The 26,333-nt window shown below is 38.2% G+C and carries 19 protein-coding genes and 1 pseudogene; 5 read left to right on the top strand and 15 right to left on the bottom strand.

Annotation, left to right across the window (positions count from 1 at the left end):
* Positions 1-1,203: an FtsX-like permease family protein gene (locus tag Q1K34_RS00560; protein WP_300433716.1), complete on the top strand. Its 1,203-nt coding sequence runs from the start codon at positions 1-3 to the stop codon at positions 1,201-1,203.
* A gap of 9 nt (positions 1,204-1,212) precedes the next feature.
* On the opposite strand, the gene dusB is transcribed toward Q1K34_RS00560, so the two are convergent.
* The 3 genes from dusB to Q1K34_RS00545 all read right to left on the bottom strand — a co-directional run bounded on the left by dusB (position 1,213) and on the right by Q1K34_RS00545 (position 7,780).
* Positions 1,213-2,205, bottom strand: a complete 993-nt coding sequence (gene dusB, locus Q1K34_RS00555) for a tRNA dihydrouridine synthase DusB (RefSeq protein ID WP_300433715.1) — start codon at positions 2,203-2,205, stop codon at positions 1,213-1,215.
* A gap of 76 nt (positions 2,206-2,281) precedes the next feature.
* Positions 2,282-4,702: an outer membrane beta-barrel family protein gene (locus Q1K34_RS00550; RefSeq protein WP_300433714.1), complete on the bottom strand. Its 2,421-nt coding sequence runs from the start codon at positions 4,700-4,702 to the stop codon at positions 2,282-2,284.
* A gap of 126 nt (positions 4,703-4,828) precedes the next feature.
* Positions 4,829-7,780, bottom strand: a complete 2,952-nt coding sequence (locus tag Q1K34_RS00545) for a glycoside hydrolase family 3 N-terminal domain-containing protein (protein ID WP_300433713.1) — start codon at positions 7,778-7,780, stop codon at positions 4,829-4,831.
* Positions 7,781-8,444: 664 nt separating this feature from the next.
* Here Q1K34_RS00545 and Q1K34_RS00540 point away from each other — a divergent pair.
* The 3 genes from Q1K34_RS00540 to Q1K34_RS00530 are packed head-to-tail and all read left to right on the top strand — an operon-like array spanning position 8,445 to position 12,610.
* A complete protein-coding gene (locus Q1K34_RS00540; RefSeq protein WP_300433712.1) occupies positions 8,445-9,716 on the top strand; it encodes an ROK family transcriptional regulator in 1,272 nt (423 codons plus the stop codon).
* 29 nt (positions 9,717-9,745) lie between these two features.
* Entirely contained in the window at positions 9,746-11,665 is a 1,920-nt protein-coding gene (gene nagB / locus Q1K34_RS00535) for a glucosamine-6-phosphate deaminase (protein ID WP_300433711.1), read from the top strand.
* A gap of 9 nt (positions 11,666-11,674) precedes the next feature.
* A complete protein-coding gene (locus Q1K34_RS00530; protein ID WP_300433710.1) occupies positions 11,675-12,610 on the top strand; it encodes an N-acetylmuramoyl-L-alanine amidase in 936 nt (311 codons plus the stop codon).
* Positions 12,611-12,805: 195 nt separating this feature from the next.
* Here the strand turns inward: Q1K34_RS00530 and Q1K34_RS00525 are convergent, their stop codons facing one another.
* Genes Q1K34_RS00525 through Q1K34_RS00480 form a run of 10 tightly spaced genes read right to left on the bottom strand, consistent with a single transcriptional unit; the run spans position 12,806 to position 23,836 of the window.
* Positions 12,806-14,026 (bottom strand): NlpC/P60 family protein, encoded by a 1,221-nt coding sequence (locus Q1K34_RS00525; RefSeq protein ID WP_300433709.1) that lies wholly within the window; start codon positions 14,024-14,026, stop codon positions 12,806-12,808.
* 12 nt (positions 14,027-14,038) lie between these two features.
* On the bottom strand, positions 14,039-15,058 hold the full coding sequence (locus Q1K34_RS00520; RefSeq protein ID WP_300433708.1) for a dipeptide epimerase: 1,020 nt from the start codon (positions 15,056-15,058) through the stop codon (positions 14,039-14,041).
* Positions 15,059-15,067: 9 nt separating this feature from the next.
* Positions 15,068-16,513 carry a sodium:solute symporter gene (locus Q1K34_RS00515; RefSeq protein WP_300433707.1) on the bottom strand — a complete coding sequence of 482 codons (1,446 nt, stop codon included), beginning with the start codon at positions 16,511-16,513 and terminating at the stop codon, positions 15,068-15,070.
* 3 nt (positions 16,514-16,516) lie between these two features.
* Positions 16,517-18,154, bottom strand: coding sequence for a family 10 glycosylhydrolase (locus tag Q1K34_RS00510; RefSeq protein WP_300433706.1), 1,638 nt, complete (start codon positions 18,152-18,154; stop codon positions 16,517-16,519).
* Positions 18,155-18,165: 11 nt separating this feature from the next.
* A complete protein-coding gene (locus tag Q1K34_RS00505) occupies positions 18,166-18,444 on the bottom strand; it encodes a glycosyl hydrolase family 18 protein (protein ID WP_300433844.1) in 279 nt (92 codons plus the stop codon).
* A 9-nt stretch (positions 18,445-18,453) separates the two neighbouring features.
* On the bottom strand, positions 18,454-19,275 hold the full coding sequence (murQ, locus tag Q1K34_RS00500) for an N-acetylmuramic acid 6-phosphate etherase (protein ID WP_300433705.1): 822 nt from the start codon (positions 19,273-19,275) through the stop codon (positions 18,454-18,456).
* Complete coding sequence (locus Q1K34_RS00495; protein ID WP_300433704.1) at positions 19,276-20,868, bottom strand: beta-N-acetylhexosaminidase; 1,593 nt, start codon at positions 20,866-20,868, stop codon at positions 19,276-19,278. It lies immediately after the preceding gene.
* 20 nt (positions 20,869-20,888) lie between these two features.
* Positions 20,889-21,650 (bottom strand): creatininase family protein, encoded by a 762-nt coding sequence (locus Q1K34_RS00490; RefSeq protein ID WP_300433703.1) that lies wholly within the window; start codon positions 21,648-21,650, stop codon positions 20,889-20,891.
* A complete protein-coding gene (locus tag Q1K34_RS00485) occupies positions 21,647-22,939 on the bottom strand; it encodes a sugar MFS transporter (protein WP_300433702.1) in 1,293 nt (430 codons plus the stop codon). The genes Q1K34_RS00490 and Q1K34_RS00485 overlap by 4 nt, the downstream gene beginning before the upstream one ends.
* Positions 22,940-22,954: 15 nt before the next feature.
* Entirely contained in the window at positions 22,955-23,836 is an 882-nt protein-coding gene (locus Q1K34_RS00480) for an ROK family protein (protein WP_300433701.1), read from the bottom strand.
* A gap of 259 nt (positions 23,837-24,095) precedes the next feature.
* Here Q1K34_RS00480 and lepA point away from each other — a divergent pair, with 259 nt between their 5' ends.
* Complete coding sequence (gene lepA / locus Q1K34_RS00475; RefSeq protein WP_300433700.1) at positions 24,096-25,892, top strand: translation elongation factor 4; 1,797 nt, start codon at positions 24,096-24,098, stop codon at positions 25,890-25,892.
* A 37-nt stretch (positions 25,893-25,929) separates the two neighbouring features.
* Here the strand turns inward: lepA and Q1K34_RS00470 are convergent.
* Positions 25,930-26,169 (bottom strand): annotated as a pseudogene (locus Q1K34_RS00470) (four helix bundle protein); the annotation flags it as partial.
* A 12-nt stretch (positions 26,170-26,181) separates the two neighbouring features.
* Entirely contained in the window at positions 26,182-26,286 is a 105-nt protein-coding gene (locus Q1K34_RS00465) for a four helix bundle protein (RefSeq protein ID WP_300433699.1), read from the bottom strand.
* Positions 26,287-26,333: the final 47 nt, after the last annotated feature.

The following is a 26,333-nucleotide window of genomic DNA, read 5'->3' as shown; positions in this document are numbered from 1 at the left end:
TTGAAGTTTCCACTCTATATCGCCAAAAGGTATCTTTTTACCAAAAGTAAAAGCAACGCGATCAATATTATTACCATTATCGCGGCGATTGGAGTATTTGCAGGTGCTTTCTCGTTATTTATAGTCCTTAGCGGATTTTCAGGATTAAGGGATTTCAGCCTTTCTTTTTCCAATGAATTTGATCCTGATCTTAAAGCTTTACCTAAAGAAGGAAAGGTCATTAATCTTTCAGAAGAAAAACTTGATCAGCTTCAGCGAATTGAAGGAATTGAAAGTTTCAGTAAAGTTATTGAAGAACGCGTTATCCTGAGCTATAAATCGAAGGAACAACCTGCGTTTATTAAAGGCGTGGATGAGCAATACAGGAGTGTAAATAAAATTGATAGTGCCGTAGTTTTCGGCACCTGGCTTACCAATAGCGAGCCGCAGGTAGTAATTGGCAATGGCCTATCCAGACTGCTCGATATTGGCACCTTCAATTATCAAAACCTTCTGAAAATAATGGTTCCTAAGCCAGGCAAAGCCGCTATTACCATGACTAATTTACAGGATGCTTTTAATTCCAGACAAACCATAGTAAGCGGAATTTACAGCGTGAATGAGGAGCTGGATGATAAATATGTTTTTACGCATCTGGAATTTGCCAAAGATCTTTTGAGCCTTGAGAAAAACGAATATTCTGCAATTGAATTTAGGCTGAAACCTGAAGTATCCACTGAAAAAATTTCGGAAACAATCCTTGAAGTCCTCGGTAATAATGCGATTATTAAATCCAGGGCAGAACTAAACGATGCGCTCAATAAAATGCTGAATTCTGAAAATCTATTCGTTTATTTAATTTTTACCCTTGTATTAACCATCGCGCTATTTAATGTTGTAGGCTCTATTATAGTGATGATCCTGGATAAAAGGGAGAATATTAAAACCCTGCATAGTCTTGGCGCCACCCCAAATCAAATTAAAAATATATTTTTTATTCAGGGAATGTTAATGACAGGTCTTGGAGGAATAGTGGGTCTTGGAGTCGCGGTAATACTTATTTTGCTGCAAATTAATTATGATCTGGTGATGATCACCCCCAATTTGCCCTACCCGGTACAAATGAAAGTTGAGAATATCGTGATCGTACTTCTCACTATTTTTACCTTAGGATTTATCGCTTCTTATATTGCCGCAGGAAGAAGTAAAAAAGCATTGGCGTAAAATAATAAATTAGGCAAATTCGTATCCTGCGAATTCTTTTTCCACCTCATCAAAAGCTTTAAAAACGTCTACGGAATCATCGCTGGTTACCATCTTCATCCGGTATTCTTTAAAGTGCGGAATCCCTTTAAAATAATTGGTATAATGGCGCCTTGTTTCAAAGACACCAAGTTTTTCGCCTTTCCAGTCTATCGACATTTGAAGGTGTCTTCTGGCAGCATCAACACGTTCTTCCAGCGTTGGAGGAGCCATATGCTTACCTGTTTCAAAATAATGTTTCACTTCTCTAAAGAACCAGGGATATCCAATACTCGCCCGACCTATCATGGCACCATCCAGTCCGTAATCATCGCGCATTTCCATAGCCCTTTCAGGAGAATCCACATCACCATTACCAAAAACCGGAATATGCATCCTGGGATTATTCTTTACCTCAGCAATAGGAGCCCAGTCTGCTTCTCCTTTATACATCTGTGCTCTGGTTCTCCCATGAATAGAAATTGCCTTACAGCCTACATCCTGCAGCCTTTCAGCAACCTCGAGAATTTTGATGGAATCATGATCCCATCCTAACCTGGTTTTTACGGTCACCGGAAGTTTGGTGTGTTTCACCATAGCTTCGGTTAAGGAAACCATCAGGTCTATATCTTTAAGGATTCCGGCGCCTGCTCCCTTGGAAACCACTTTTTTTACCGGACACCCAAAATTAATATCTATGATATCGGGTCCAGATTTTTCCACAATTTCAACAGATTGAAGCATGGATTCCAGGTTGGCTCCAAAGATCTGAATTCCAACCGGACGTTCTTTTTCGTAAATATCGAGTTTCATAGTGCTTTTCGCAGCGTCGCGAATAAGCCCTTCTGAAGAAATAAATTCAGTATACACCACATCTGCACCCTGCTCCTTGCACAAGGCACGAAAAGGTGGGTCGCTCACATCTTCCATCGGTGCTAAAAGCAACGGGAAGTCTCCTACATCTATATTTCCAATTTTCGCCAAAACTTCTGTCTATTGAGGTGGCAAAATTACTAAATAATTCTAATGCCTGAAAATAAGTTGCGTAAGCTGTTCTTTTCTAATTTTTGGATTCTAAACGTGCACTTTCTTCAGCAGTAATCGCACGTTTATTATCACCCAACTTGAAATTACCGAATTTATAAATGACTCCAAATCGTATCATTCTTGACTCTGGCATCGCAAAAAAGGAGTTATTCTGATTTAGATATTGCGATCTCAGCGGAATATTCATGGTGTTAAAGATATCCTCCACATTTACCGTAGTTACCAATCGTGAATCGAAGAAAGTCTTTCTAAGACCCAAATTTAAACCGAATTGAGGTTCCTCAAATTCATAGGAACCGGAGATATAATCTGGAATAAAAGTAGTGGTCGCTTCACCGGAGAAGGTTCCGTCTTTAGATAAAGTAAAGAAATTACCGGCGTATATATAAGCTCCAAAAACATCATTGGTAACGATTTGCCCCCCGCTTTCCAACGCAGGAAAATCATTTTGCATATAGAAAAATGAGGTATAGGCAGAAAGAATCCACCAATCGGTGAGATAATCATAATAACTTATATCAAAACTATACTGCTGACTAAAATCCATATTCAAACTTGAGGAGCGCAGATTTCTATTTTCATTATCCTGAAAAGGTATGGTAGCAATTTCATTATTCGCTCTATCCCAATACAGATCAAAGAACAACTTGTTCTTATAGGCATAACTAAACTTGATCATATTGGAAATCGCAGGATTTAGATCCGGATTTCCGTCCTGAAAATTATTCTCATTCAGGAAATATCTATACGTATTTAAATTTTCAAATCTGGGTCTGGTAATTCTTCTGCTATATTCTGCCCCGAAGGAATGATCTTCCGAAAGATTATAATTGAGATAGAAAGTTGGGAATAATTCCAGATAATCCTGGGAATTAACCAGTCCAAGGCTTTCAGAAACTCCCTGAACGTCTGTATATTCCCCGCGTAATCCTAGTTTTAAAGACCATTTTTCCCAGTCTTTAGACATACTGGCGTAAGCAGCATAAATGTCTTCCTCGTAATCCAAATTATCAGAAAGTTCTGCGGAAAACTGCTGGGATCCGGAATTGGTATCAAAATAATCCTGGCCACTTTCAGTCCTTAAACTGGAATATTTCAGTCCGCTTTCAAAACTGGTAGATCCCAACGGTGTCGAAATATCTACCTGACCGGTATATATTTCGCTGTGTTGCTCTGCTTCCGTAGTGAATGAATTGTTTCTAAGAAAACTATCATCCTCTTCAAAATAATTGGTCATGATATGCTGCAATTGACTGTTATCATAATTGATATAATTAGCAATTGCAGATAAAGTGCCGTTTTCACCAAGACTGGTATTATAGGTAGCAGCCAGAAGAACATTATCGGTGGTACTATGCAACCTACTATCTGTAGTGAATAGGGAGTCCAGTGCATTATTACGATCGTAAATATTGGTCAAACCGTTAATATCGTTATCTGAATCTGGAGTGATCTGGATATTAGCACTTAAGCTCAGGCTACTAACCTCACTCAGCGTAAAGTCCAGAATAGTATTGAGACTGTGGGAATACATATACGTATTTTTTTCAAAATCTGTAATCCATCTTGAATCCACACTTCCGTTCGGTTCATAATACTCTATAAAACTTTCATCATTTTTATACAGGTCCCTATCGTTGTAATTATAGCTGGCATACAAATTCAGCCAGTCAGTTTTATAGTAGTGGCTGGTACCAATATTGTATTTTGGTTCTACGGCAATGGTATTGGAAGCATTTAAACTTCCTTTATAGCCAATCGATATATTCTTTGAGGTTTTAATATTTAAGATGGCACCACCTTCAGCATCATATCTGGCCGGTGGATTCGTAATAACTTCTACAGATTTGATATTTTCTGCGGAAAAACCTTCCAGCAATTGTTGTAATTCCTGGGAGCTTAGATAAACCTTTCTATCATTGATATAGACTGTCGCAGGCCTGTTCTTTACCAGTAGTTGTCCCTGGCTCAAAATAACTCCCGGTGTTCTTTTTAAAATTTCAAAAGAATTTCCTGTGGAAAGTGTGGTATTTTCCACTTCAAAAACAAGCCTGTCTATCTTCCGGATTACTTTAGGTTGTCGGGCATTTACTACCACCTCATCAAGATTATCTGAAGATTCTTCTAATATGATTGGCTGCATATTGGTGTTACCATTCACTTTAACCTTCTGAAAACTTTCTGCATATCCCACAAAAGAAACTTTCAGTAAGTATGTGCTGTCTACGATATTTTCCAGTAAAAAACTGCCGTTTTCTTCAGAAATGGTGCCTTTGAAAACGCTTGTGGAATCTTCAGCGCTTAAAAGAATCACATTGGCAAAGGCAACTGGCTTTTTATCCTGATCCTGAATACTTCCGCTAAGTGAACTCTGTGAAAAGACAACATATGGTGCTAGCAGGAAAAGAAGGGGGGCGAACTTTATTTTCAGCATAAAAATTTGAGATAATTTTCCATAAAAGATTGACAAATATAAAATTTATTGAATACTTCAACAGATTTTTAGTAAGTCTCTGGTAAATACTTTATACTATTTTAAATTTTCCGGGAAATTTAAAACCTATTTTTTAATAGCATCATAGATTACCTGCTGGATCTCAGTTCTGGTATTTAACTTGTAAAGCCTTGTATTTGCTCGTGTTGGCAACACCCTGTTAGACAGGAAAATATATAAAAGATCTTCTTTTGGATCCATCCATACCATCGTTCCCGTAAATCCTGTATGTCCAAAACTATCTGAGCTAGCATCTTTTGCAGTATTACTATCTTTTCCTTGGTATTCAAGATAAGGTTTATCAAATGCTATCGCCCGGTGATTTTCATTTTCAGGGAATTGCGTTTTTGTAAATTCCTGTAAAGTAGCTTCCTCTATATATCTTACACCGCCATATTCACCCATGTTCAAATACATTTGCATCAATTTTGCCAGGTCATTGGCATTGGCAAATAAACCGGCATTTGCTGAAACACCACCCATCATTATAGCTCCTTCATCATGAACATTCCCATGGATTCTTTCTTTTCTGAAATTGAAGTCATTCTCTGTGGGAACAATTCTATTTAAATCAAATTTTTGGGCCGGATTATATGTAACGGTTGTAGCTCCTAATTTTTTATAAAAATTATCATTGATATATTTCAGGTAATCTTCCTGAGAAATCGTTTCCACTATGTCTGGCAAGAGATAAAATAGGAGTCCGGAATATTTATATTTCGCCTCTTGCTCTAAGGGAGAATTTTTAATCGCTTTGAACATCTTCTTCCTGTAATTTCTATGCAACCATAAATCGTCACTTACATGAATTGGGTATCTCGCAGAGGAATCCTTTTTAAAAGTGTTCCATTTAAAGCTTCCGTTATTTCTAAGAGTGTTTTTCCAATAGGGAATCCATGGCTTAAATCGCGCCTGATGGGCAAATATTTGCCTGAATGAAGCTTCCGTTTTGTTAGAATTCCTGAAATATGGGAAATAGTCATCGATTCCGGCTTCGAGATCAAATTTACCTTCATCATATAATTTCATGATGGCTGGTAAGGCGGTGGAAATCTTACTAACTGAAGCCAGATCATATAAATCTGTTTTATCAACTTTGATAGTGTCGCTATATTCATGAAATCCGTAAGCTCTGTGAAAAACAATTTTTTGATCTTTAGCTACCAACACTACTCCACCGGGGATTGCTTTAGCACTCATTGCCTGGTGCATTAAAGAGTCTATCCCTTTACCCAGCTTCCTGGAATTCATATTGGCATCTTCCGGAACAGTATATTTAAACCTCATTCCACCTTTTATCTCCAGGCCTTCTCCAGCTTTAAATTTTTCACCAATACTTACTGGAAGTTTTCCTGAAGCTCCTATTCCGCCAAAAATTAATTGAGCAGCAAGTTCCTGGGTGAGATCTGAATCCTGATAAGTTTCAATTAAAACATCAGCATTTTCAATATTATCCAGACTATTGATCACATACGGATTCTTAAATAAGCTGAAAATAATATTGGTTTTTGAAGAGTTTTCTAAAATAAAATTTCGCACCGCTTCCGTTAGATCCAATTCGTTTCTGGGTCGGATGCTGAAATCATGCAAACCTACGATCACTATATTAAATTCCTTAAGCTTTTCGTTTAGCTGTACAATATCCCCTTCTTGAGCATCCCTTTTTAGCTGAAAATTCTTTACTTGAGTGTAAAGATTCAAAGCCTGCTGAAATTTAGTCTCTTTTGAAGCTCCTATGGAAACCGAAGCTATTTTTAAAGTGTCCAGGTGCTTGAGAGGTAATAATGAATTTTCATTCTTTAGTAAAGTTAACGAAGCCTCAACTAGTTGTCTATTTAACCACTTTGACCCGGCACCATTTACCTCCTTTTCAACATTCTCAACAGGTAAAGCTTCGTAATTATCCAGCCCAACCCACTGTTTAACTGCCAATATCTTCCGGCAACGTTCATCGATCTCTTTTTGAGATATGAGACCATTCTTTATAGCCTTTTTAATCTCCGCAATTGCTTTGGGAACATCCTCAGAAAACTCTAAAAGATCATTCCCGGCAAGTATCGCATCTTTATCAACTACTCCCGGTTCATTCCCTTCGGCTACTCCTTTCATATTCATTGCGTCTGTAACAATAAGGCCTTTAAATCCAAGTCTTTCCTTTAATATACCTGTTATAATAGGTTTTGATAAGGTAGAGGGTGTGTTTGTGGAATCCAGGGCAGGAATATCCAGGTGGGCAACCATAACTCCTCCAATTCCCGCATTTATCAATTCTTTAAAAGGATACATTTCCAGTTCGTCAAGTCTTTCAAAAGGATGGTTTATCTGTGGCAAAGCTAAATGCGAATCGGTATCGGTATCTCCATGACCCGGAAAGTGTTTTGCAGTTGCCAATAGCTTCTGACTCTGCATTCCTTTCGTATAAGCAATCCCCTTTTTAGTGACGTTCTCTTTGTCTTCTCCAAAAGATCGGTAATTGATCACCGGGTTCTGCGGATTATTATTCACATCTACCACCGGACCAAAATTGATATGCAAACCCGATCTTTTTATCTGTCTTGCAATTTCAACTCCCATTTCATAAATAAGTTCCTCACCCTGAATCGCGCCAAGGGCCATTTGATAAGGATAGCTTATAGAATTTTCAAGCCTCATTCCTAAGCCCCACTCTGCATCTATGGCGCCAATTAAAGGAGTTTCAGAAGCAAGCTGATAATCGTTCATCAACTCTAGCTGGGATTTGGGATCTCCCTGCATAAAAATAAGTCCGCCTATCTTATACTTTTTTACCTGATCAAGTATTTCCTTTTTATGATCTGTCCCTTTGTTTGAGAAAGCCGGTACCATAAATAGCTGGGCAATTCTTTCATCAGGTGAAAGATTGGCCATAATTGAATCTACCCACTTGCTGTTCTTATATTTCAGAAATTCAGGTTTTTTGACAGTACTTTCCTGCGCCTCCAGGTTAAGACCGTACATGAGACCAATAACTAAAATGAATAAGGTTTTATTTAAATGCATCTTTATTGTATTTCTAAACTTCTATATAAATCTTCTTTTTAACTAAAATCAGAGGTGACGTATAAAATTTAAATCCCGAATCTGAATCGAGTATTCTTCAATAGTTCAAAGCATTTTACTACTATAGCCTGCTTTTACAAATTTTTGAAGTGTAATATCCTTCGAAAAACACTGATCCAAACTTCTTATGTTTATCAGTTATTTAAGTTCAGGTCTAACTTCTTATATCTAAAAAGCCAGGCGGTCTGGTTTCTTTAACCAGACATGAATGATCTAAAACCTAAACTTTAGGCCAAAATACAAACATTATAGAATTGCCAATATCTGCGAGGCATTTTGCTCATTTAGCCGTACTCAATACAAATTATTGGATATCCATGTTTTAGTGTTTCCCGGCAATAAAAATAAGGAGTATTCTCATGATCCTATTGCGGGACTTACTTAGGTGTTTCTCCTTCTTTATTAAATGATCTAAATACTTACTTATTAGAATTCAGACAATTTCTAGTATAAAAATATAAATTTTTAGTAATTAATGAATCTTAAATAAAATTTTTATTTAATTGTTTCCAAAATTGGATTTTTTTTATAATTTTAATTTCTGGTTTAGGAAAATTAAATAATTGAAGTATTTTGAGCTGTTTTTAAATTTTCAAATCATTCTATGACTAAAACTTTACAGGATTTTCTTATCACTAAAGAGGCTCTGGCTGATATTAGCAATATTGAAAGGAAAAAATTCCTTCAAAAAATTAAGATCATCAAGCACCTCTTTTTGAATGGGAGTACTTCCAATGCCGACATATGCTCAAAATTTAATATAAGCCTGCCCACTTCCATGGCCCTTATCAACCAGTTGATGAAAAGCGGGATCGTTGTGAAATCAGGACAGGGAAAATCTGAAGGTGGAAGAAAACCTGACCTTTATGGATTAAAAGAACATTCATTTTTTGTTCTAAGCATACATATAAAGAGGTTCAAGATCAAGATTGCCATCACCGACAACAACCACTCGATAATTACAGAGGAATCTATAGCTACAGAGATCTCTCCAAAATCAAATATTGTAGACCTGTTGTACGAAAAAGCTCAGGAGGTAATTATAAATTCAGGAATAGATGCCGAAAAACTATTAGGGATAGGGATTAGTATGCCCGGGCTGGTATCTACAACTGAAGGCAAGAACTACACCTATTATTTAACTGAACAGGAACCGGAATCTCTCCGCGACAAATTTGAAAAGAAATTTCAAAAACCTGTGGTAATCCTTAATGATACAAAAAGTGCCTGCCTGGCCGAATATAGGTTCGGAATTGCTAAAGACAGGGAAAATGTTTTAGTAATATCTATGGATTGGGGTGTTGGCCTTGGAATCATCATGGGTGGGAAAATGCATACCGGACATTCCGGATTCGCCGGGGAATTTGGGCATATCCCAATGACGGAAGACGGTCTGTTATGCCATTGCGGTAAAAGAGGCTGCCTGGAAATGGAAGCCTCGGGACTTGCGCTGGTGAGAAAAGCAAAAGAAGGTCTTAAGCAGGGACAAACTTCAGTATTAAATGATTTAAGCAGTGAGGAGATGGAGAAAATGGACCTTGCCATCATAATTAAAGCTGCCAATAAAGGAGACCAGTTTGCGATCAACCTGTTGTCTGAAATTGGGATAAGCCTTGGAAAAGGAATTGCCATCCTTATCCAGATCTTTAATCCGGAACTCATTATCCTTGAAGGGGAAATAGCCCACGCCAAACAATTTATCACTACACCCATTCAACAATCTACCAACACTTATTGCATGATGCAACTAAAGGAGAGAACCAGTATCGAGCTTTCAAATCTTGGCTCAAACTCCAGTTTATTTGGAGGTACTATTGCTGTAATGGAAGCTATTTTTAAAGATCAGGTGGCTATGCTTAAATCAAATCTTAATTAATAATGGAAAGATAAAAATAGTTCAGGATTATGGCGAGATTAAATCTATTAGAAGAAACCCGTTTTGAGAAGCTAGCGGTAAGTGTATTTGAAAACGAGCATATTGCTTCCAGGAAAGTCGCTCGCAGAATTGCTGATATTATTATCACTAAGCAAAAAGCAGGAGAAAATGCTGTTCTGGGCCTTGCCACCGGAGCCACTCCTGTAGAGGTTTATACTGAACTTGCCAGATTGCATAGGGAAGAAGGTCTCAGCTTTCAAAATGTCATAACCTTTAATCTCGACGAATATTACCCTATGCACCCCGAAGCGAAACAAAGCTATGTTCGCTTTATGGATGAACAACTCTTTGATCATATAGATATTAAAAAAGAAAACATTCATATTCCCGATGGAACTTTAAAAAAAGAAGATATTGCCGACTATTGCCTTGATTATGAAAGAAAGATTACCGAAGTTGGTGGTCTGGACCTACAGGTGCTGGGGATAGGTAGAACCGGTCATATTGGTTTTAATGAGCCTGGATCGGCACCAAATTCAGGAACCAGACTGGTTACCTTAGATGATCTTACCCGCCGTGATGCTTCCAGGGATTTTGGTGGAAAAGAAAATGTGCCTACGAAGGCGATCACCATGGGTATCGGAACTATTTTCAAGGCAAAGGAGATCATATTAATGGCCTGGAGCAAGAAAAAAGCTCCAATTATTAGGAAAGCGGTAGAAGGTGAGATCTCTTCCAGTGTTCCGGCAACTTTTTTACAGTTGTCTGATAATGTTGAATTCATACTTGATTTTGATGCCGCTTCTGAACTTACGCGGTTTGATACACCCTGGCTGGTAAAAGATTGCATCTGGACACCTCAGCTTATTAAAAAGGCGGTTATCTGGCTTTCGGAAACAATTGATAAGCCTATCCTAAAATTAACCGAAGAAGATTATAATTCCAATGGTATGGCTCAGTTGGCTACTGAACAGGGGCCCGCTTACGATATCAACATCAATGTTTTTAACCAGCTTCAACATAGTATAACAGGCTGGCCCGGAGGAAAACCAAATGCAGACGATTCTCAAAGACCTGAAAGAAAAGACCCTTCCCACAAGCGATCTGTAATTTTCAGTCCGCACCCGGATGATGATGTAATATCCATGGGGGGTACTTTTATACGACTTGTTGACCAGGGGCATGATGTACATGTAGCTTATCAAACTTCAGGAAATACAGCGGTATGGGATACGGATGTGCTTAGATATATGGAGTTTGCGATAGATTTTAAGAAGAGTATTGGCGAGGATGCTTCAAAATTCGAAGCGATATATGAAAAGATGCGTGTCTTTCTCAAAGAAAAGCAGCCTAATGATATAGACCTGGAAGAAATTCAGGAAGTAAAAGGTTTTATTAGAAAAACAGAAGCCATTGCCGGGGCACGCTTTGCGGGCCTGAAGGATGACCAAATTCACTTTATGGCACTCCCCTTCTATGAAACCGGGAAACGTCAAAAAAATCCGGTAACTGAAAAAGACATAGAGCTAACTATGAAATTACTTCAGGAAATTAAACCTCATCAGGTTTTTGCTGCGGGTGATTTTGCAGATCCCCATGGCACCCATATTATTTGCTTCAGGATCGTGCTCGAGGCTTTGAAGCGACTTAAAAAGACTGAAGATTGGGTTAAGGACTGCTGGTTCTGGTTATATCGTGGTGCATGGCAGGAATTCCAGGTTCATGAAATTGAAATGGCAGTACCGCTTTCTCCTCAAGAAGTAAAAAGAAAGAGACATGCTATTTTTCAGCATCAATCCCAAAAAGACAAACCTGTATTTCCCGGAGATGACGAAAGGGAATTCTGGGTGAGAGCGGAGGAAAGAAACCGCGAAACTGCAGTTAACTATCATAAATTAGGACTAGCGAATTATGAGGCTATGGAAGCCTTTGTTCGGTGGAAATTCTAAGCTTAACAGATGAAATTTCAAGGCTTATTTATTTTTGTCCTTTTGGGCTCCCTGATGTTCTCCTGTAGCTCCAATCCTTATTCAAAAACGAATAAGATTTACAAAAAAAGAGCAAAGGAATACGGAAAAGAACTCTCAGAATTCACCCCAAAAAAGAATAAGAAATCAGACACTCTCAATTATGGGGAATATGCCGTTGGAACTACGAATTTCAACCTAAGAAAACCTAATTATGTGGTTATACATCATACAGCACAGGATTCAATTCAGCAAACCCTGAGCACCTTCACCTTGCAAAGAACACAGGTGAGTGCGCATTACGTGATTTCGAAAGATGGAGAGATCTATCAGATGCTGAATGATTATTTTAGGGGATGGCATGGTGGAGTTGGAATGTGGGGCAATAATACAGATCTCAACTCTTCTTCCATAGGAATCGAGCTGGATAATAATGGATTTGAAGAATTCTCAGAGGCTCAGATAGAAAGCCTTCTTGAGGTGCTGAAGCAATTAAAAGACAAATACAATATTCCGGCGAAAAATTTTATTGGACATTCAGATATCGCTCCGGGTAGAAAAGTGGATCCAAATGCTAATTTCCCCTGGGAAAAACTTGCAGAAGAAGGCTATGGGCTCTGGTATGATAAAGATAAAATTGAAAATTTAAAAATGGCCAGTGAATTCTTTTTGCCTTCAATTAAAGGATTTGAATTACAACCTGATCTTACCTCTCTGCCATTCTTAGATAAATATATCTTTCCTGAAGTGGTTCCTGCCGATTTTGATTATGCTCTTGCGCTCAGATTAATAGGTTACGATATTTCAGACCTGCCGGCAGCAGTAAAAGCTTTTAAGCTTCATTTTATTCAGGAAAATTATGAAGATCCATATCTTAATAACCAAGACTTAAAAATTCTATACAACCTCTACAAAAAATTTTTATAAGGATTTTGAATAAAAATTCTCAAGTCCTGTCGTAGGAGTATTTCGCCCTTTTCGGCTCCCGGCTAAAAATCGAAATTTTTTATTTCCCTCACCCGAAATGAGAAAAAACCTCATCCTCAGTTTTATTTCAGCTTGATGAAATATAGTCAATTTAGTCCGCCTCTTCCATTATTTATACTGAACAATATTTTCTTACTATTCTACAGAATCCTCAGATGCATTAGTGAAAATATCATTTTGCTTCAAATATAACAGGTTTTTATCCTGCTCATTAAAAAGCCTTTTACTTCTAAGATAACGTTTGTAATTATACTCATCAAAATCTGATGCCGTTGAATCCATTGTGCTTATATGAACATCTCCCATGGAGTGAATGAACTTATTATCACCCATCCACATTCCCACATGAACCACTCTTTCTGACGTAGAATCTGTTGCCGGCCTGCCAAAGAAAAGAAGATCTCCGGGAATTAAATTTTGAAAGTTCCTGGTTGAATCTATAAGTTTTCCTGTATGTACTTGTTGTGACGCATCCCTTGGGATCACTATGCCGTTAAGAAAGTAAACAGTTTTGGTGAAGCCACTACAATCTACTCCTTTCGGTGAAGTACCTCCCCATAAATAAGGTAGCCCCATCAATTTTTTTGAGGTTTCCACAAGATCTTCCCTGCTCATTTCAAGGGAAGAAAGCCACTGCTGATATGGCTGCGCCTCAGCTTTCGCTATAAAAGCTTCTTTGCCATCAGGATACTTTACCTTATAAAAATCCTGTTCTTCGCTTAGAAGTTCTAAAATATCTCCAGCAACGAGATCTGATACACTCTGTGAAGAATTATCTGCGGTTTCATAAGAACTTCCAAATGGATTTAAATAAATTACCTTTTCTACAGATTTCCAATTCGAGAATTCTTCTTCCGTTTTGTGCACAATTCCGCCTGAATCAACCCATCCCAGATAAGCATCTGGAGTTTGAATGTAATACCAGTCTCCCTCCTTTTTATAAACTTTTAAAGGCATGCCCATGGTGGCCTGGGTAACAAGTTGGGCAGCGTGTTTTGGCTCATCCCTGATGTTTGCCACGGAAATCTTTACTACCCCCCTGGTTTTACCTTCCAGGACTTTTTCGTTGGGCAATAAGCGAATACTATCTTTAAACTGAAGATTTTCAGCTTGCATTTTATTTTTAAGATCATCAACTGCTTCAGGCATATTTGATTCGCCTTTTAAAACATACGAATCACCATTCTTTACAGCTTCAACTTCAAAAAGAGCAATCCTTTTATCTGGGGCATACTTTTCACTCACTTCAGCTATAACAGCATCAGCCTCATTCATCTCTTCTTTATCGGCCGTTTCCTCACAGGAAATCAAAAATAGAAAAGCAAGTATTGCTATATAATTCATTTTTATATTCATGATCTCAAATATTTATTCAAAATTAAACAATTTCGCCCCGGTTCCATTTCTTTTTGGAAAATGAACTTTTCCATTGATGATCTTTACGCCATCGGCAATATCGTTTTTTATAAGCAGGGCACCATCCATATCTACATAATCCAGCATAGGTAAAAGCTGACCAATGGCCGACATAGAAACGGTAGATTCTGTCATACAACCCACCATTACCTTTAGTCCCAGAGATCGTGCTTTTTGAATCATTCTTTTACCTGGTGTAATCCCGGCACATTTTGTTAGTTTTATATTCACCCCATGAAAATAAGGGGCACATTTCTCCACATCTTCTTCCACGAGACAACTTTCATCGGCAATTATAGGAAGTTCAGATCTTTCATATAACTTTTCCATTCCCGCCAAATCTCCAGGTTTTAGTGGTTGCTCCAAAAATTCAACATTCAGCTCTTTTAAAGCTTTGCTGTTTTCAATTGCCTGTTGCGCAGTCCAGGATGCATTTGCATCTATTCTAAAGACCGAATCGGTATGTTTTCGAAGTTCTTCTACGATGGCAATATCATTTTCAGTTCCCAGCTTGATTTTATAAATCGGCCAGGGAAATTCCCTGATCTTATCTATCATATTATCAACCGTATCAATCCCGATAGTATAATTGGTTAGTGGAACTTCATCAATTTTCAGTCCCCAAATTTTATACAAAGGCAGGTTATTTCTTTTACCATGCAGATCATGCATAGCAATATCGAGCGCACACTGGGCAAAAGGATTATGTTTTAAATGCAGATAAGTAAGTTCCCATATTTCTTCAGGACGGCGATGGATATTTTCAGCTACAATTGGTTCTACAGACTGGAGTGAAGCAATCATTTTATCTACACTTACGCCGTAATAAACCGTTGCTGCCGCTTCTCCATAAGCTTTATATTTCCCATCTGAAACTATCACCACTAGCGTTTCCTGAAAATCGCGCGATCCATGACTAATGGTAAACGTATTTTTCAGTTCTAGATTAAAACGCTTATAGGTAATGTCCATTTTTATACGTTATTTCAAATTCCCTTTGCTATAATTCAGCCATAAACCTATGAAAGTTAGAGTCGCCTTCACAAGCAGTATTTCAAAACCGAACTTATATCCATTAAACCAGGCTTCAGAATTTAAATCCAGAATTACAGAAATTATCGGAGCTAGAATACATATTATGGGAACATTACGGTCTTTGACTGCTCTTTTATTCAATAAGCCAAATGCAAATAAACCTAATAACGGTCCATAAGTAAATCCCGCAACCTTAAATACCGCACTTACTACACTGGAATCGTTCAGGCTATTAAAAATAATGATTACCAGGAACATGAGAATTGTAAAGCCAATATGCACCCATACACGCGTTCTTTTTTGATTAGCTTTTTTGTTGGGCAGATCGAGAATGTCCACACAAAAAGAAGTCGTTAAAGCCGTTAAGGCGGAATCTGCACTGGAAAAAGCCGCTGCTATAATTCCTAATAAAAAGACGATCCCAGCCAGGATTCCAAAATGATTCAAAGCAAGTAACGGATATAGTTCGTCACTTTGTTCAGGAATTTTAATGCCCTGATCTATAGCGAATTTATAAAGAAGGACTCCCAACGCCAGGAACAAAACGGTGGATATGAAAAACGTAATCGAAAACCAGAAAATATTTTTTTGAGCGTCTTTTTGATTTTTACAGGTTAAATTCTTCTGCATCACGTTTTGGTCCAGACCGTTCATGGCAATGGTAATGAATATCCCCGCCAGAAATGTTTTATAAAAATTACGGTCGGAGCGCCAATTCCAGTCGAATATATTCGACATCCTGCTTTCTGAAACCGTAGAGATCATTTCTGAAAAATCTAATCCCATCTGATCAACGATCATATAAATACTAATGATCACCGCCAATAGGAGAAAAGTTGTTTGTAAAGTATCGGTCCAGACTATTGTTTTAATTCCGCCGCGAAAAGTGTAAAGCCAAATAAGGATAATCGTGGTTAGAACCGTAACGAAAAATGGAATTCCGAAGGCATCAAAAAAAGCGATCTGTAAAACTACCGCGGCCAAAAATAACCTGAAAGAAGCTCCAATTGTTTGCGAAACCAGAAAAAAAGCAGATCCGGTATAATAAGAGTTTTGCCCGAACCTATCTTTTAAATACTCATAAATTGAAACCAATCTAAGTTTATAAAATAAAGGGATAAGGATAAAAGCAATTACTGCATAGCCAACCATATTTCCCATTACGAATTGCAGGTAGGTCCAGTTAGAATTTCCTACTTCCCCAGGCACCGATATAAAGGTTATCCCGGATAGAGAAGCTCCAACCATTCCGTAGGCTACCAGATACCACGGTGACTGCCTGTTGGCAGTAAAAAAAGTATTGTTATCAGAATTTCCCGAGGTGAAATGACTAATCCCCAAAAGCACTAAAAAATAAATAGCTACAACTCCAAATACCAGTAATGGGGTCATATATTAGCTTTTTAAATTTAATTCTTTGAAATCACTTTGATTCCCTAATCTGTCTACTGCAGTGATCCCTATTTTATCCATCTTTCGTTTTTTCTCCCCAACAATATTCTGAAGACTGAAAGATGTAACAGAAGCATCCAGAATTTTATAATCCCAGTTTCCCCCTTCATATTTGAACCAGAGCACATATCTAGATACCTCATCCGGATCATTGCTTTTCCAGTTCATTAGAAGCCTTTCATTTTCTACTCTGGCAGTTAGCTCGGGCGTTTCCGGCTCTGAATCATCTAACCACGGACTCGGAGGAACCAGGGCTTTTTTTCGATAAGGGCCTTCTATTAAGGCTTTAGCAAGGTTTTCCTGTTTCATAAGCGGCCCGATACTCCAATGAACAGTTCCTTTACTTTGCGGAATCATTCCACGGGTGATCATGATCTGATTAATGGTTTCATCAACATTCTTTTCATCACCTCCCAGGCCAACATTAATTCCCGGCCACAAATGCCTGCCTTTAGTATTCTCTGATTCCCACCAGCCTAATAATTCCGGAAAGCTTTGGCCATATTGATTAATTCGCCAGTATAACTGCGGCGTAAAATAATCTATCCAGCCTTCATTCAACCATAACTTTGCATCAGCATAAAGCTTTTCATATTGATCATAACCTGACACTGATTCCGGAAAACCAGGTCTCCAAATTCCAAAAGGACTTAAGCCAAACTTTACAAATGACTTTTCAGCTTTTATTTCATCATAGATCCTTTTGATGAATTTATTCACGTTCTCCCTTCTCCAGTCTGCTTTAGTAAGTTTTCCATTATTTTGCTGATAGGCTAAAAAAGTATTATTGTCGGGAAAATCTTTTCCGTTGTTATAGGAATCATACGGATAAAAATAATCGTCAAAATGAACCCCGTCAATATCATATCTCTTAACAATATCCATCACCACTGCTGCTGAATGATCCTGAGTTTCCTTTTTTGCAGGATCCAGCCACCACATACCATTGGCAAGTTTAACCGCCAGTTCAGGCTTATTCTTAATTATCGATGCTTCGGTGACTTCTCCTCCGGTGGTATGATGGGCTCTATAGGGATTTAGCCACACATGTAATTCCATACCTCTGTGATGAGCTTCCTTAATCCAGAACTCCAAAGGATCATAATAAGGATCTGGAGCCTTTCCCTGCTCTCCTGTTAGAAAATAGGACCACGGCTCCAGGTTACTGTTGTATAAAGCATCTGCCTGAGGCCGCACCTGAAATATTACTGCATTAAAATTATGCGACTGAAGAAAATCGAGCAGTTTTATAGCCTCCTGCTGTTGTTGATAAGTGGAAAGACCCGATTTACTAGGCCAGTTAATATTAGCTACCGTAGCAACCCAGGCGGCCCTGAATTCTTCGATATTTAATGGCGGATTGGTTTTTTCTTTTCTGGTTATCCTTATTTCTTCCTGTGGTTTTTCCTCTGAAACCTCAGCCGGTGTATCCATTTCGGTTTCATTTTCAGCTTCCTTACCGCCGTTCTCTTCAACTACCTCTGGAATTTTTTTTTCAGTATTTTTTACCGGCTGGGTAGATTTACATCCCATCATAAGAAGGATACATACTACCCACAGGAAATTTAATCTCTTGGTCATTAATGGCTAAATTAATTTTTTGATTTCTTAATCTCGTTATCTATTACATCTAAGAGACCATCAGGTTTATCCCCGGATAATCGCCAAAACATAATTCCTCCAAGCCCTTTATCTAAAGCATATTTTGTCTTTTTAGAAACAGAACCTGAATCATCATAGGTTGCAAATAGCTTCTTTTCTGCGTTGTAAATATATGGAGACTGAGCTATCGAATCCCAGAAATAAACAAAACCGGGCGAATTAGCTATTGATTTATAGCTTAAAATTCCAGGGCTTTCAGCCCTGTACACCAAAACTGCTTATTTTTTATCCTGAGTATGCTTTAACACTGCACGAACACTGCCATGCTCTTTTAAAAGTTTTCCGGCTTCCTCTTCCTCAACTCCCAGTTCTTCCATGATCATCCTGATTCCTCTTCCCACAAGTTTTACATTAGAAAGCTGCATATCTACCATTTTGTTCCCTTTCACTCTTCCTAATTTTATCATTACTGAAGTGGAGATCATATTAAGCACCAGCTTTTGGGCAGTTCCTGCTTTCATTCTGGTACTACCGGTAACAAACTCAGGCCCGGTGACTACCTCAATGGGATATTCTGAAGCTTCTGCAAGGGGACTGCCTGAACTACAGGTGATACAACCTGTGATAATACCTCTTTTTCGACTGTCTTGAATTCCGCCAATCACATAAGGAGTAGTTCCGGAAGCTGCGATTCCAACAACCACATCTTTCTTTGATAAATCATGTTCCTGTAGATCATTCCAGGCCTGCTTAGTATCATCTTCAGCGTTTTCAACAGCGTCACGAAGTGCTTTATCCCCTCCGGCGATAAGACCAATGACAATACCCGGGCTCACTCCGAATGTTGGGGGACATTCGGAAGCATCTAAAACACCAAGCCTGCCACTGGTCCCTGCGCCTATATAGAATAATCTTCCTCCAGCATCAATTTTTGGAACAATCACATTTACCAGTTTTTCAATATTGGTGATCTGTTTTTTCACAATGCCTGGAATGGTTTGATCCTCTTTGTTAATATTTGAAAGCAGCTCAAATGTGTTCATCTTTTCCAGATGATCATAATTGGAAACTCTTTCAGTATCAGGATTCTTTTTATTCATTTAATCTTCTTTTGACAATATTTCTGTGAAAACTCCTTTTTCAGAACTACTTCTCCATTTGACTTCAGGACTCTTGTGATAGTTAATTTCAAGTTTATCCATTCTTTCCCCGTGTTTCGCCAGCCTATTTACGAAATCTTTGAAATCCCTACTGGAATCATTGCTCCAACCTATTTCAGCAACGGCTATACTTCGGGGCCATAATCTATCATCGGCCCTGTCATCACTAATTACCAGCTCGCTCCAAACAGGGGCTTCAACGCCAATAACCCGGGAATCATCAGTGCTATAACTATAAACGGTTTCCAAGCTCACCCCGGCAGCACTACACCATTTATAGGTATTTTCCTGATCGGGTATATTTCCATGATCTAAATAGAAAAATTTACAAAAAGAGTCTATGATCTTTTGATCTTCCTTTATTTCTGTTTGGCCATTCCATCTCTGAACGATAAAGTTATCGCTGAGATCTGCTTTCGCACTTTCCTCCCAGCCTATGGCTGTTTTATTATATTTTTTTACGATAGAATCGGCTTTCTGAATAAATTCCTCGTACAGCGGATCTTCAATTTCATCTCCTCCAATATGCAACCACCTACCTTTAGTGATCTCTGCCATTTCCCTTATTATTGTATCCACAAATTCATAAGTTGAAGGATCTTCCAGGCATAATCTGGTCCAGCCAACGTTATACCCATCATAGAGATCTGGTGGTAACGCCCTTTTAGGATCAATATTTTCATTATCCTCACAGTTTAGTTCAGGGTAAGAAGTTAAGGCGGCATACACATGACCAGGCATATCGATCTCAGGAATAATTACAATATTTCTATCTAAAGCATACTCTTGTAAATCCTTATATTCCTTCTGAGTAAGAAAGCCTGAGCGTCCATTTTTTACAGCGCTCTTCCCCCCTTTTTTAGCCAGTTCCGGATAATCCTTAATTTCTATTCGCCATCCCTGATCATCGGTAAGATGAAGGTGTAAACGGTTTAATTTATACAGCGCCATCCGGTCTATATGCTTCTTGATATATTCTTTGCTAAGAAAACTTCTAGCGATATCCAGCATACTTCCTCTCCAGGAATATTTTGGTGTATCTGTAATCTTTACAAAAGGAAGATTAACCTCTGAAACCTTTTCGCCTGATTCAATTTCTGAAGGGAATAATTGTCTCAAAGTCTGAATTCCATAAAATAAACCTGCCTCGGCTGCACTTTTCACGGAAACTCCAGATGCATTAATTTCTAAATGATAACCTTCTTCTCCAAGTTCATTTTCTAAAGATCTATCTATCTTCAGGTTCCAGTTCCCACAATTCTTTTCATTTGACAAAGAAAAATCCTTTCCTGTCGCATTCATTAGTTTTTCGATCCACTTTACCGATTCCTTGCTATTGGAATCATAACAAATAGTATTTTTCTGAGGGACAGAGTATTCCTTTGCACCCCATTCAATTTTTTGAGGTATCGGGATTATTGCCGGAGAAATGCTTCCTTCAGATTTCCTCGTTGTATCCTGCATAGCGAAACCTGAATGAAGCAGTAGGACGAAAATTGAAAATAAAGCAATGTGGTAATTTTTTGAAACCATAGGATCTATATTAAATTTTATTATTCATATCTATTTTTAATATCCAGCATAGCGATCTCAAGGATAAGGTCTCCAAGTTTTTGAGAAACTGCCTCAAAGAACTTTGCCCCCTTTTCTTTGGTAGCTTTCCTTGGATCTCCAATTCCGGTATCTTTAGTGACCAGAGACCACTCTCTTTCGGCCCAGGCCCAGCCTTCTCTAATGCCAGTGATCTTCGATTTATTTTCAGCACCATCTCCGGCTTCTTTAAGATCTGAAACCAGTTCAGAATGAAGATGAAGCATCAAACTTGTTTCCATCTCATCAGCATGATCTCCCTCCTCTTCAAAGAATCTCGATTTATCAACCACCTGAAAAAAGTTAGACATCACTAATAGCATTTTAGGATATTTCAGCCCTAATTCTCTTAAAATCGGTTTGAAATTATTGCCGCCGTGACCGTTAAATAAAATCAGCTTATAAATTCCCTGCCGATTTAAAACTTCGACGATATCAGCCAAAATGGCTAATTGTGTACTCGGGTTTAGATTAATATCCAGTTTTATATCTGCCTGACCGGTATTCACGCCAAACGGAATATTAGGAAGTACTTTAACCTTTGCTCCATTGTTCCAGGCAATTTTTCCTGCTTCAGCAGCAATGGCCTCAATTTGATAATTATCTGTGCCATATGGTAAATGGTAATTATGTGCTTCAGTAGCGCCCCAGGTCAAGACGGCTACCTCTATTTTTTCATCTTTTAAAGTCTTCCATTTATTTTCAGATAATATATATGGTCTCATGATTTTCTAATTTTATATCCCGAAACGGCAAAATATAGGATGAATAAGTAACAAGGTACCAATACCCAATAGGCATCCTGAGGATTCACGTTTTCAGCTAAAGCGCCATAAGCAAGTGGTATTATAGCACCCCCGGCAATTCCCATGACCAGTAACGAAGAGGCCGCTTTGGTAAACCTTCCAACATCGGCTAAGGCTAATGGCCAGATAGCCGGCCACATTAGTGAATTTGCCAGTCCTAATAATGCAATAAAAGCAAGGGAAACGTATCCCTCGGTAAATATTGCTACTATTGAAAACACTATTCCCAGAACTGCTGAAACTCGTAAGGCATTTTCCTGACTAATAAATTTTGGAATGGTAATTATTCCAATAATATATCCAATTACCATAGCCACCATAGTCCCGGTGGCAAAATATTTTGCGGTGGTAAGCGCGATCCCCTGGGAAGCGCCATAGCTAATAATACTATCTGCAGCAATCACCTCTACTCCCACATAAATGAAGAGTGTAATGACCCCAAGAATCACATGGGGAAAATCAAACACACTTTTCTTAGATGCATTTGTTGAAGAAAGGTTTTCATCCTCCTCATCTGTATCCACTTCCGGAAGACTGGATTTATAAACCCATAAGGCCAATAATAAAAGTACTATTATGATCCCAATATACGGAGGGATCACTCTCATCGCCATTTCATTCAGTTCATTAAGTCTTTCTGATGTGGTTAAATTAGCAATTTCAGACTGTAATTCATCTGCTTTCTCCAGTTGTAAAAAGAAGCCAATAAGTATGGGTGCGATTGCCCCGGCGAGCTTATTACAAATACCCATGATACTTATACGCTTGGCAGCACTTTCAGCAGGTCCAACAATGGTTACATAAGGATTTGAAGCTGTTTGAAGGATCGCCAGTCCGCTTCCCATAATAAACAGGCCGGAAAGGAATACAATATAAGTTCTTGTAATCGCTGCAGGAATAAATAATAATGCTCCAAAAGCCATGATCAAAAGAGCCACCGACATTCCCTTTTTAAAACCAAGTTTATTTAGAGTGCGTGTAGAAACCGGTGCCATGACCACATAGGCGATATAAAAGGCAAAAGTCACAAAGAAAGATTGAAATTTGGTTAATTCACAGGCAATTTCCAGGTAAGGTATCAACAGCGAATTAAGCCAGGTCACAAAGCCGAAAATAAAAAATAACGCTCCAATAATGATTATGGAACGTGTGGTATTTCCTGAGGATTTAGCTGGATTATACTGATCTTTTACAACTGAATTTGCCATAGAATAAGAATGAAATTAAGGTAGGGTAGATATGATACTGTTTGTCGATTCTAAAGAATTAGAAATTATGAGAGCTGCTGCTCCAAGTATTGATGTGTTTTCAAGTTCTGAGGTCTGAATAACCAATTGATCAAGTACCTTTTTAAATGGAAAATCACTGATAGACCTCCTTAATTGCGGTTCAAAAAATTTAAAAGATTTACTAACAGATCCGCCTAGAAAGATCGCTTCGGGAGAAAGGATAAATAGGATTGTCTTTATTGCATTCCCTAAGTGATCGCCAAATTCATCAAAAATCTTTAATGCTTTCTCATCGCCCTGTCCTGCTCTGTTGTAGAGATCAGTTCCTTTGAGATGGTGCTCGTTCCTGAAAAATTTTCCGCTGCAGTAATCTTCAATAGTCTTATCTAAATAACTAAGACTTCCCAATTCTCCGGCACTTGAGTAACTTCCGGAGTACAATTTATGATCTGCAATGATCCCGGTACCAAATCCGGTTCCCATGGTAATTCCCACCAAGTTTTTATATTCTTTTCCTGTTCCAAAAATTTTCTCTCCAAGCGCAAATACATTCGCATCATTGGTAATTCTCACAGGGATATTAAAATGATCTTCTAAATGCTTTTTAAGATGAACTTTCTTCCAGGATGAGATATTAAGCAAGTCATAAACAATTCCCTTATTTTCAGCTACCAGCCCGGGAACTCCAATCCCAATCCCTTCAAATTTGTGATCGCCCAAAGATTCTATACCCTGGATTAGGTTTTGAACAATATCTTCTTTTGAGGAATTTGAAAGAGTAGGAAATTTTATTGCTTTTATAACCTTTGCATCCTGAACAATCCCAAGTTGAATTTTGGTTCCACCAATATCAACACCCAATATTTTCTTAGTCATTTAAGGCAATTTGAAAGGAATTAATTGAAGTTTCTTAAGTAAAATAACAAATGAGCATTAACAAAGTATGTATATTTTTTTAATATAAGCAAATACTTTTATAAAAAAATTACAAAAGTTATGTTTTATTACTGATTCTTACACAATGTTAACAGAAAAGATTGTCATTCCAGAATTATTCTCTCAAGAGATACAAATAAACTATATTTGCAAACTTAAATGTGTTGATTAATTCTATTAATTAACAGGAAATTTGGAGATGAAGAATATTCGAAACTTTTGCATTATCGCACATATAGATCACGGGAAAAGTACACTCGCAGATCGTTTACTGGATTTTACCGGCGCTGTGACTGAAAGAGAAAAACAGGAACAGCTTCTGGACAGTATGGATCTGGAACGTGAACGAGGGATCACAATTAAATCCCACGCTATCCAGATGGATTATGTACATGAAGGTGAGGAGTTTGTTTTGAACCTAATAGACACGCCAGGCCATGTGGATTTCTCTTATGAAGTTTCACGTTCTATCGCTGCCTGTGAAGGTGCGCTACTAGTCGTTGATGCTGCTCAGAGTATTCAGGCACAAACAATTTCGAATCTATATTTGGCTTTAGAAAACGACCTGGAAATTATTCCGGTTTTGAATAAGGTAGACTTGCCGAGTGCAAATCCCGAAGAAGTAACAGATGATATCGTAGACCTTTTAGGCTGTGATGCTTCTGAAGTTATTCCTGCCAGTGCAAAGACCGGCCTTGGAATCAAGGAAATTCTTGATGCTATTATCAATCGAATTCCAGCTCCAAGCGGAAAAGTAGATGCTCCTCTAAGAGCATTGATCTTTGACTCGGTCTACAACCCTTTTAGAGGTGTGGAAACTTATTTCAGGGTGATTAATGGCTCCATTAAGAAGGGGGAAAAAATTAAATTCGTAGCGACCAATAAAACCTATGACGCCGATGAAGTTGGGACATTGCGTTTAAAACAGTTTCCGCGGAAAGAAATTAAAACCGGAGATGTAGGTTACCTGATTACGGGAATTAAAGATGCCCGCGAAGTTAAAGTAGGGGATACCATTACCAGTGCTGCTAACCCGACTACTGAAGCGGTAGCCGGTTTCGAAGACGTAAAGCCGATGGTTTTCGCCGGAATTTATCCCGTGGATACTGAAGATTATGAGGAATTGAGAGCTTCCATGGAGAAACTTCAGTTAAATGATGCTTCACTTGTATTTACTCCTGAAAGTTCTGCCGCTCTTGGCTTTGGTTTCCGTTGTGGATTCCTGGGAATGTTGCATCTGGAGATCATTCAGGAAAGACTGGAACGTGAGTTTGATATGACTGTGATCACTACGGTTCCCAACGTTTCTTATCATGCTTATACCAATAAAAATCCCGATGAGGTGATTTTGGTAAATAATCCGTCAGATCTTCCGGAGCCTTCAAGTTTAAACAGGGTAGAAGAGCCTTTTATTAAAGCTACCATTATCACCAAAGCCGATTACGTGGGGAATGTGATGGGGCTTTGTATTGAAAAGAGGGGAGAGATCACTAATCAAACATATCTAACCACTGAGAGGGTAGAATTATCTTTCGATATGCCTTTAGCCGAAATTGTTTTCGACTTCTACGACAGGCTGAAAACTGTTTCCAGAGGTTATGCCTCGTTTGATTATACTCCAATTGGATTAAGACAATCTAAACTGGTAAAAGTAGATGTACTCCTGAATGGTAATACCGTAGATGCACTTTCAGCCTTATTACACGTAGACAATGCTTATGATATTGGTAAGAAAATGTGTGAGAAGCTAAAAGAACTCATTCCAAGGCAGCAATTTGATATACCTATTCAGGCGGCCATTGGCGCTAAGATCATCGCCAGAGAGACCGTTAAAGCGCTTCGTAAAGATGTTACCGCAAAATGTTACGGGGGAGATATTTCTCGTAAACGTAAGCTTCTTGAAAAACAGAAAAAAGGTAAAAAGCGTATGCGTCAGGTTGGGAACGTAGAGATCCCTCAGGAAGCGTTTATGGCAGTACTCAAGTTGAATGACTAATTAGTCCTTAGACTGTAGTCTAAAGTCTTTAGAATTTTTATTTACTCAGGTATTTCATAAGAGATGTTATCATTTTGGATAATTCAGCTAAGTTATTTTTAAATTGAAGCTGAATATCCTGTTTTAGAAATGATTGTCTGTATGCAATTTCTACGCATACGACACTTTCTTTTACTGAATTCAATACTATTTGAAGATACCTTTTAAATTCTGGATTTGAACTACCTGCTCCTTCAGCAATATTTAAAGCTTTAGAAGTTGCTGCTCTCCGAAACTGAGAACTTAGTCCTTAAACCTCTGCTTTTGGAAAATCTTTCGTAAACAAATAAACCTCATCTATAAACACCAAAGACTTCTGGTAGACCTCAAGTTTTTCAAAATTAAACATTTCCATCTTCTGACTCTTTAAATAAAATTAGGTCAAACTATTCATTTACAATA

The sequence above is a fragment of the Christiangramia sp. genome (assembly GCF_029937855.1).
Lineage (GTDB): Bacteria > Bacteroidota > Bacteroidia > Flavobacteriales > Flavobacteriaceae > Christiangramia.
The sequence above is the reverse complement of the archived record's forward strand: the minus strand, read 5'-3'. Positions and strand labels throughout refer to the sequence as shown.

Bases quoted from the DNA above. Each gene is read 5' to 3' on its own strand.
- Q1K34_RS00485 (WP_300433702.1), bottom strand. From the start codon at position 22,939: ATGGCAAATTCAGTTGTAAAAGATCAGTATAATCCAGCTAAATCCTCA.
- Q1K34_RS00550 (WP_300433714.1), bottom strand. From the start codon at position 4,702: ATGCTGAAAATAAAGTTCGCCCCCCTTCTTTTCCTGCTAGCACCATAT.
- Q1K34_RS00480 (WP_300433701.1), bottom strand. From the start codon at position 23,836: ATGACTAAGAAAATATTGGGTGTTGATATTGGTGGAACCAAAATTCAA.
- Q1K34_RS00540 (WP_300433712.1), top strand. From the start codon at position 8,445: ATGACTAAAACTTTACAGGATTTTCTTATCACTAAAGAGGCTCTGGCT.
- murQ (WP_300433705.1), bottom strand. From the start codon at position 19,275: ATGAATAAAAAGAATCCTGATACTGAAAGAGTTTCCAATTATGATCAT.
- Q1K34_RS00495 (WP_300433704.1), bottom strand. From the start codon at position 20,868: ATGGTTTCAAAAAATTACCACATTGCTTTATTTTCAATTTTCGTCCTA.
- Q1K34_RS00545 (WP_300433713.1), bottom strand. From the start codon at position 7,780: ATGCATTTAAATAAAACCTTATTCATTTTAGTTATTGGTCTCATGTAC.
- Q1K34_RS00515 (WP_300433707.1), bottom strand. From the start codon at position 16,513: ATGACCCCATTACTGGTATTTGGAGTTGTAGCTATTTATTTTTTAGTG.
- Q1K34_RS00530 (WP_300433710.1), top strand. From the start codon at position 11,675: ATGAAATTTCAAGGCTTATTTATTTTTGTCCTTTTGGGCTCCCTGATG.
- Q1K34_RS00520 (WP_300433708.1), bottom strand. From the start codon at position 15,058: ATGGACATTACCTATAAGCGTTTTAATCTAGAACTGAAAAATACGTTT.
- Q1K34_RS00525 (WP_300433709.1), bottom strand. From the start codon at position 14,026: ATGAATATAAAAATGAATTATATAGCAATACTTGCTTTTCTATTTTTG.
- Q1K34_RS00465 (WP_300433699.1), bottom strand. From the start codon at position 26,286: ATGGAAATGTTTAATTTTGAAAAACTTGAGGTCTACCAGAAGTCTTTG.
- nagB (WP_300433711.1), top strand. From the start codon at position 9,746: ATGGCGAGATTAAATCTATTAGAAGAAACCCGTTTTGAGAAGCTAGCG.
- Q1K34_RS00510 (WP_300433706.1), bottom strand. From the start codon at position 18,154: ATGACCAAGAGATTAAATTTCCTGTGGGTAGTATGTATCCTTCTTATG.
- lepA (WP_300433700.1), top strand. From the start codon at position 24,096: ATGAAGAATATTCGAAACTTTTGCATTATCGCACATATAGATCACGGG.
- Q1K34_RS00490 (WP_300433703.1), bottom strand. From the start codon at position 21,650: ATGAGACCATATATATTATCTGAAAATAAATGGAAGACTTTAAAAGAT.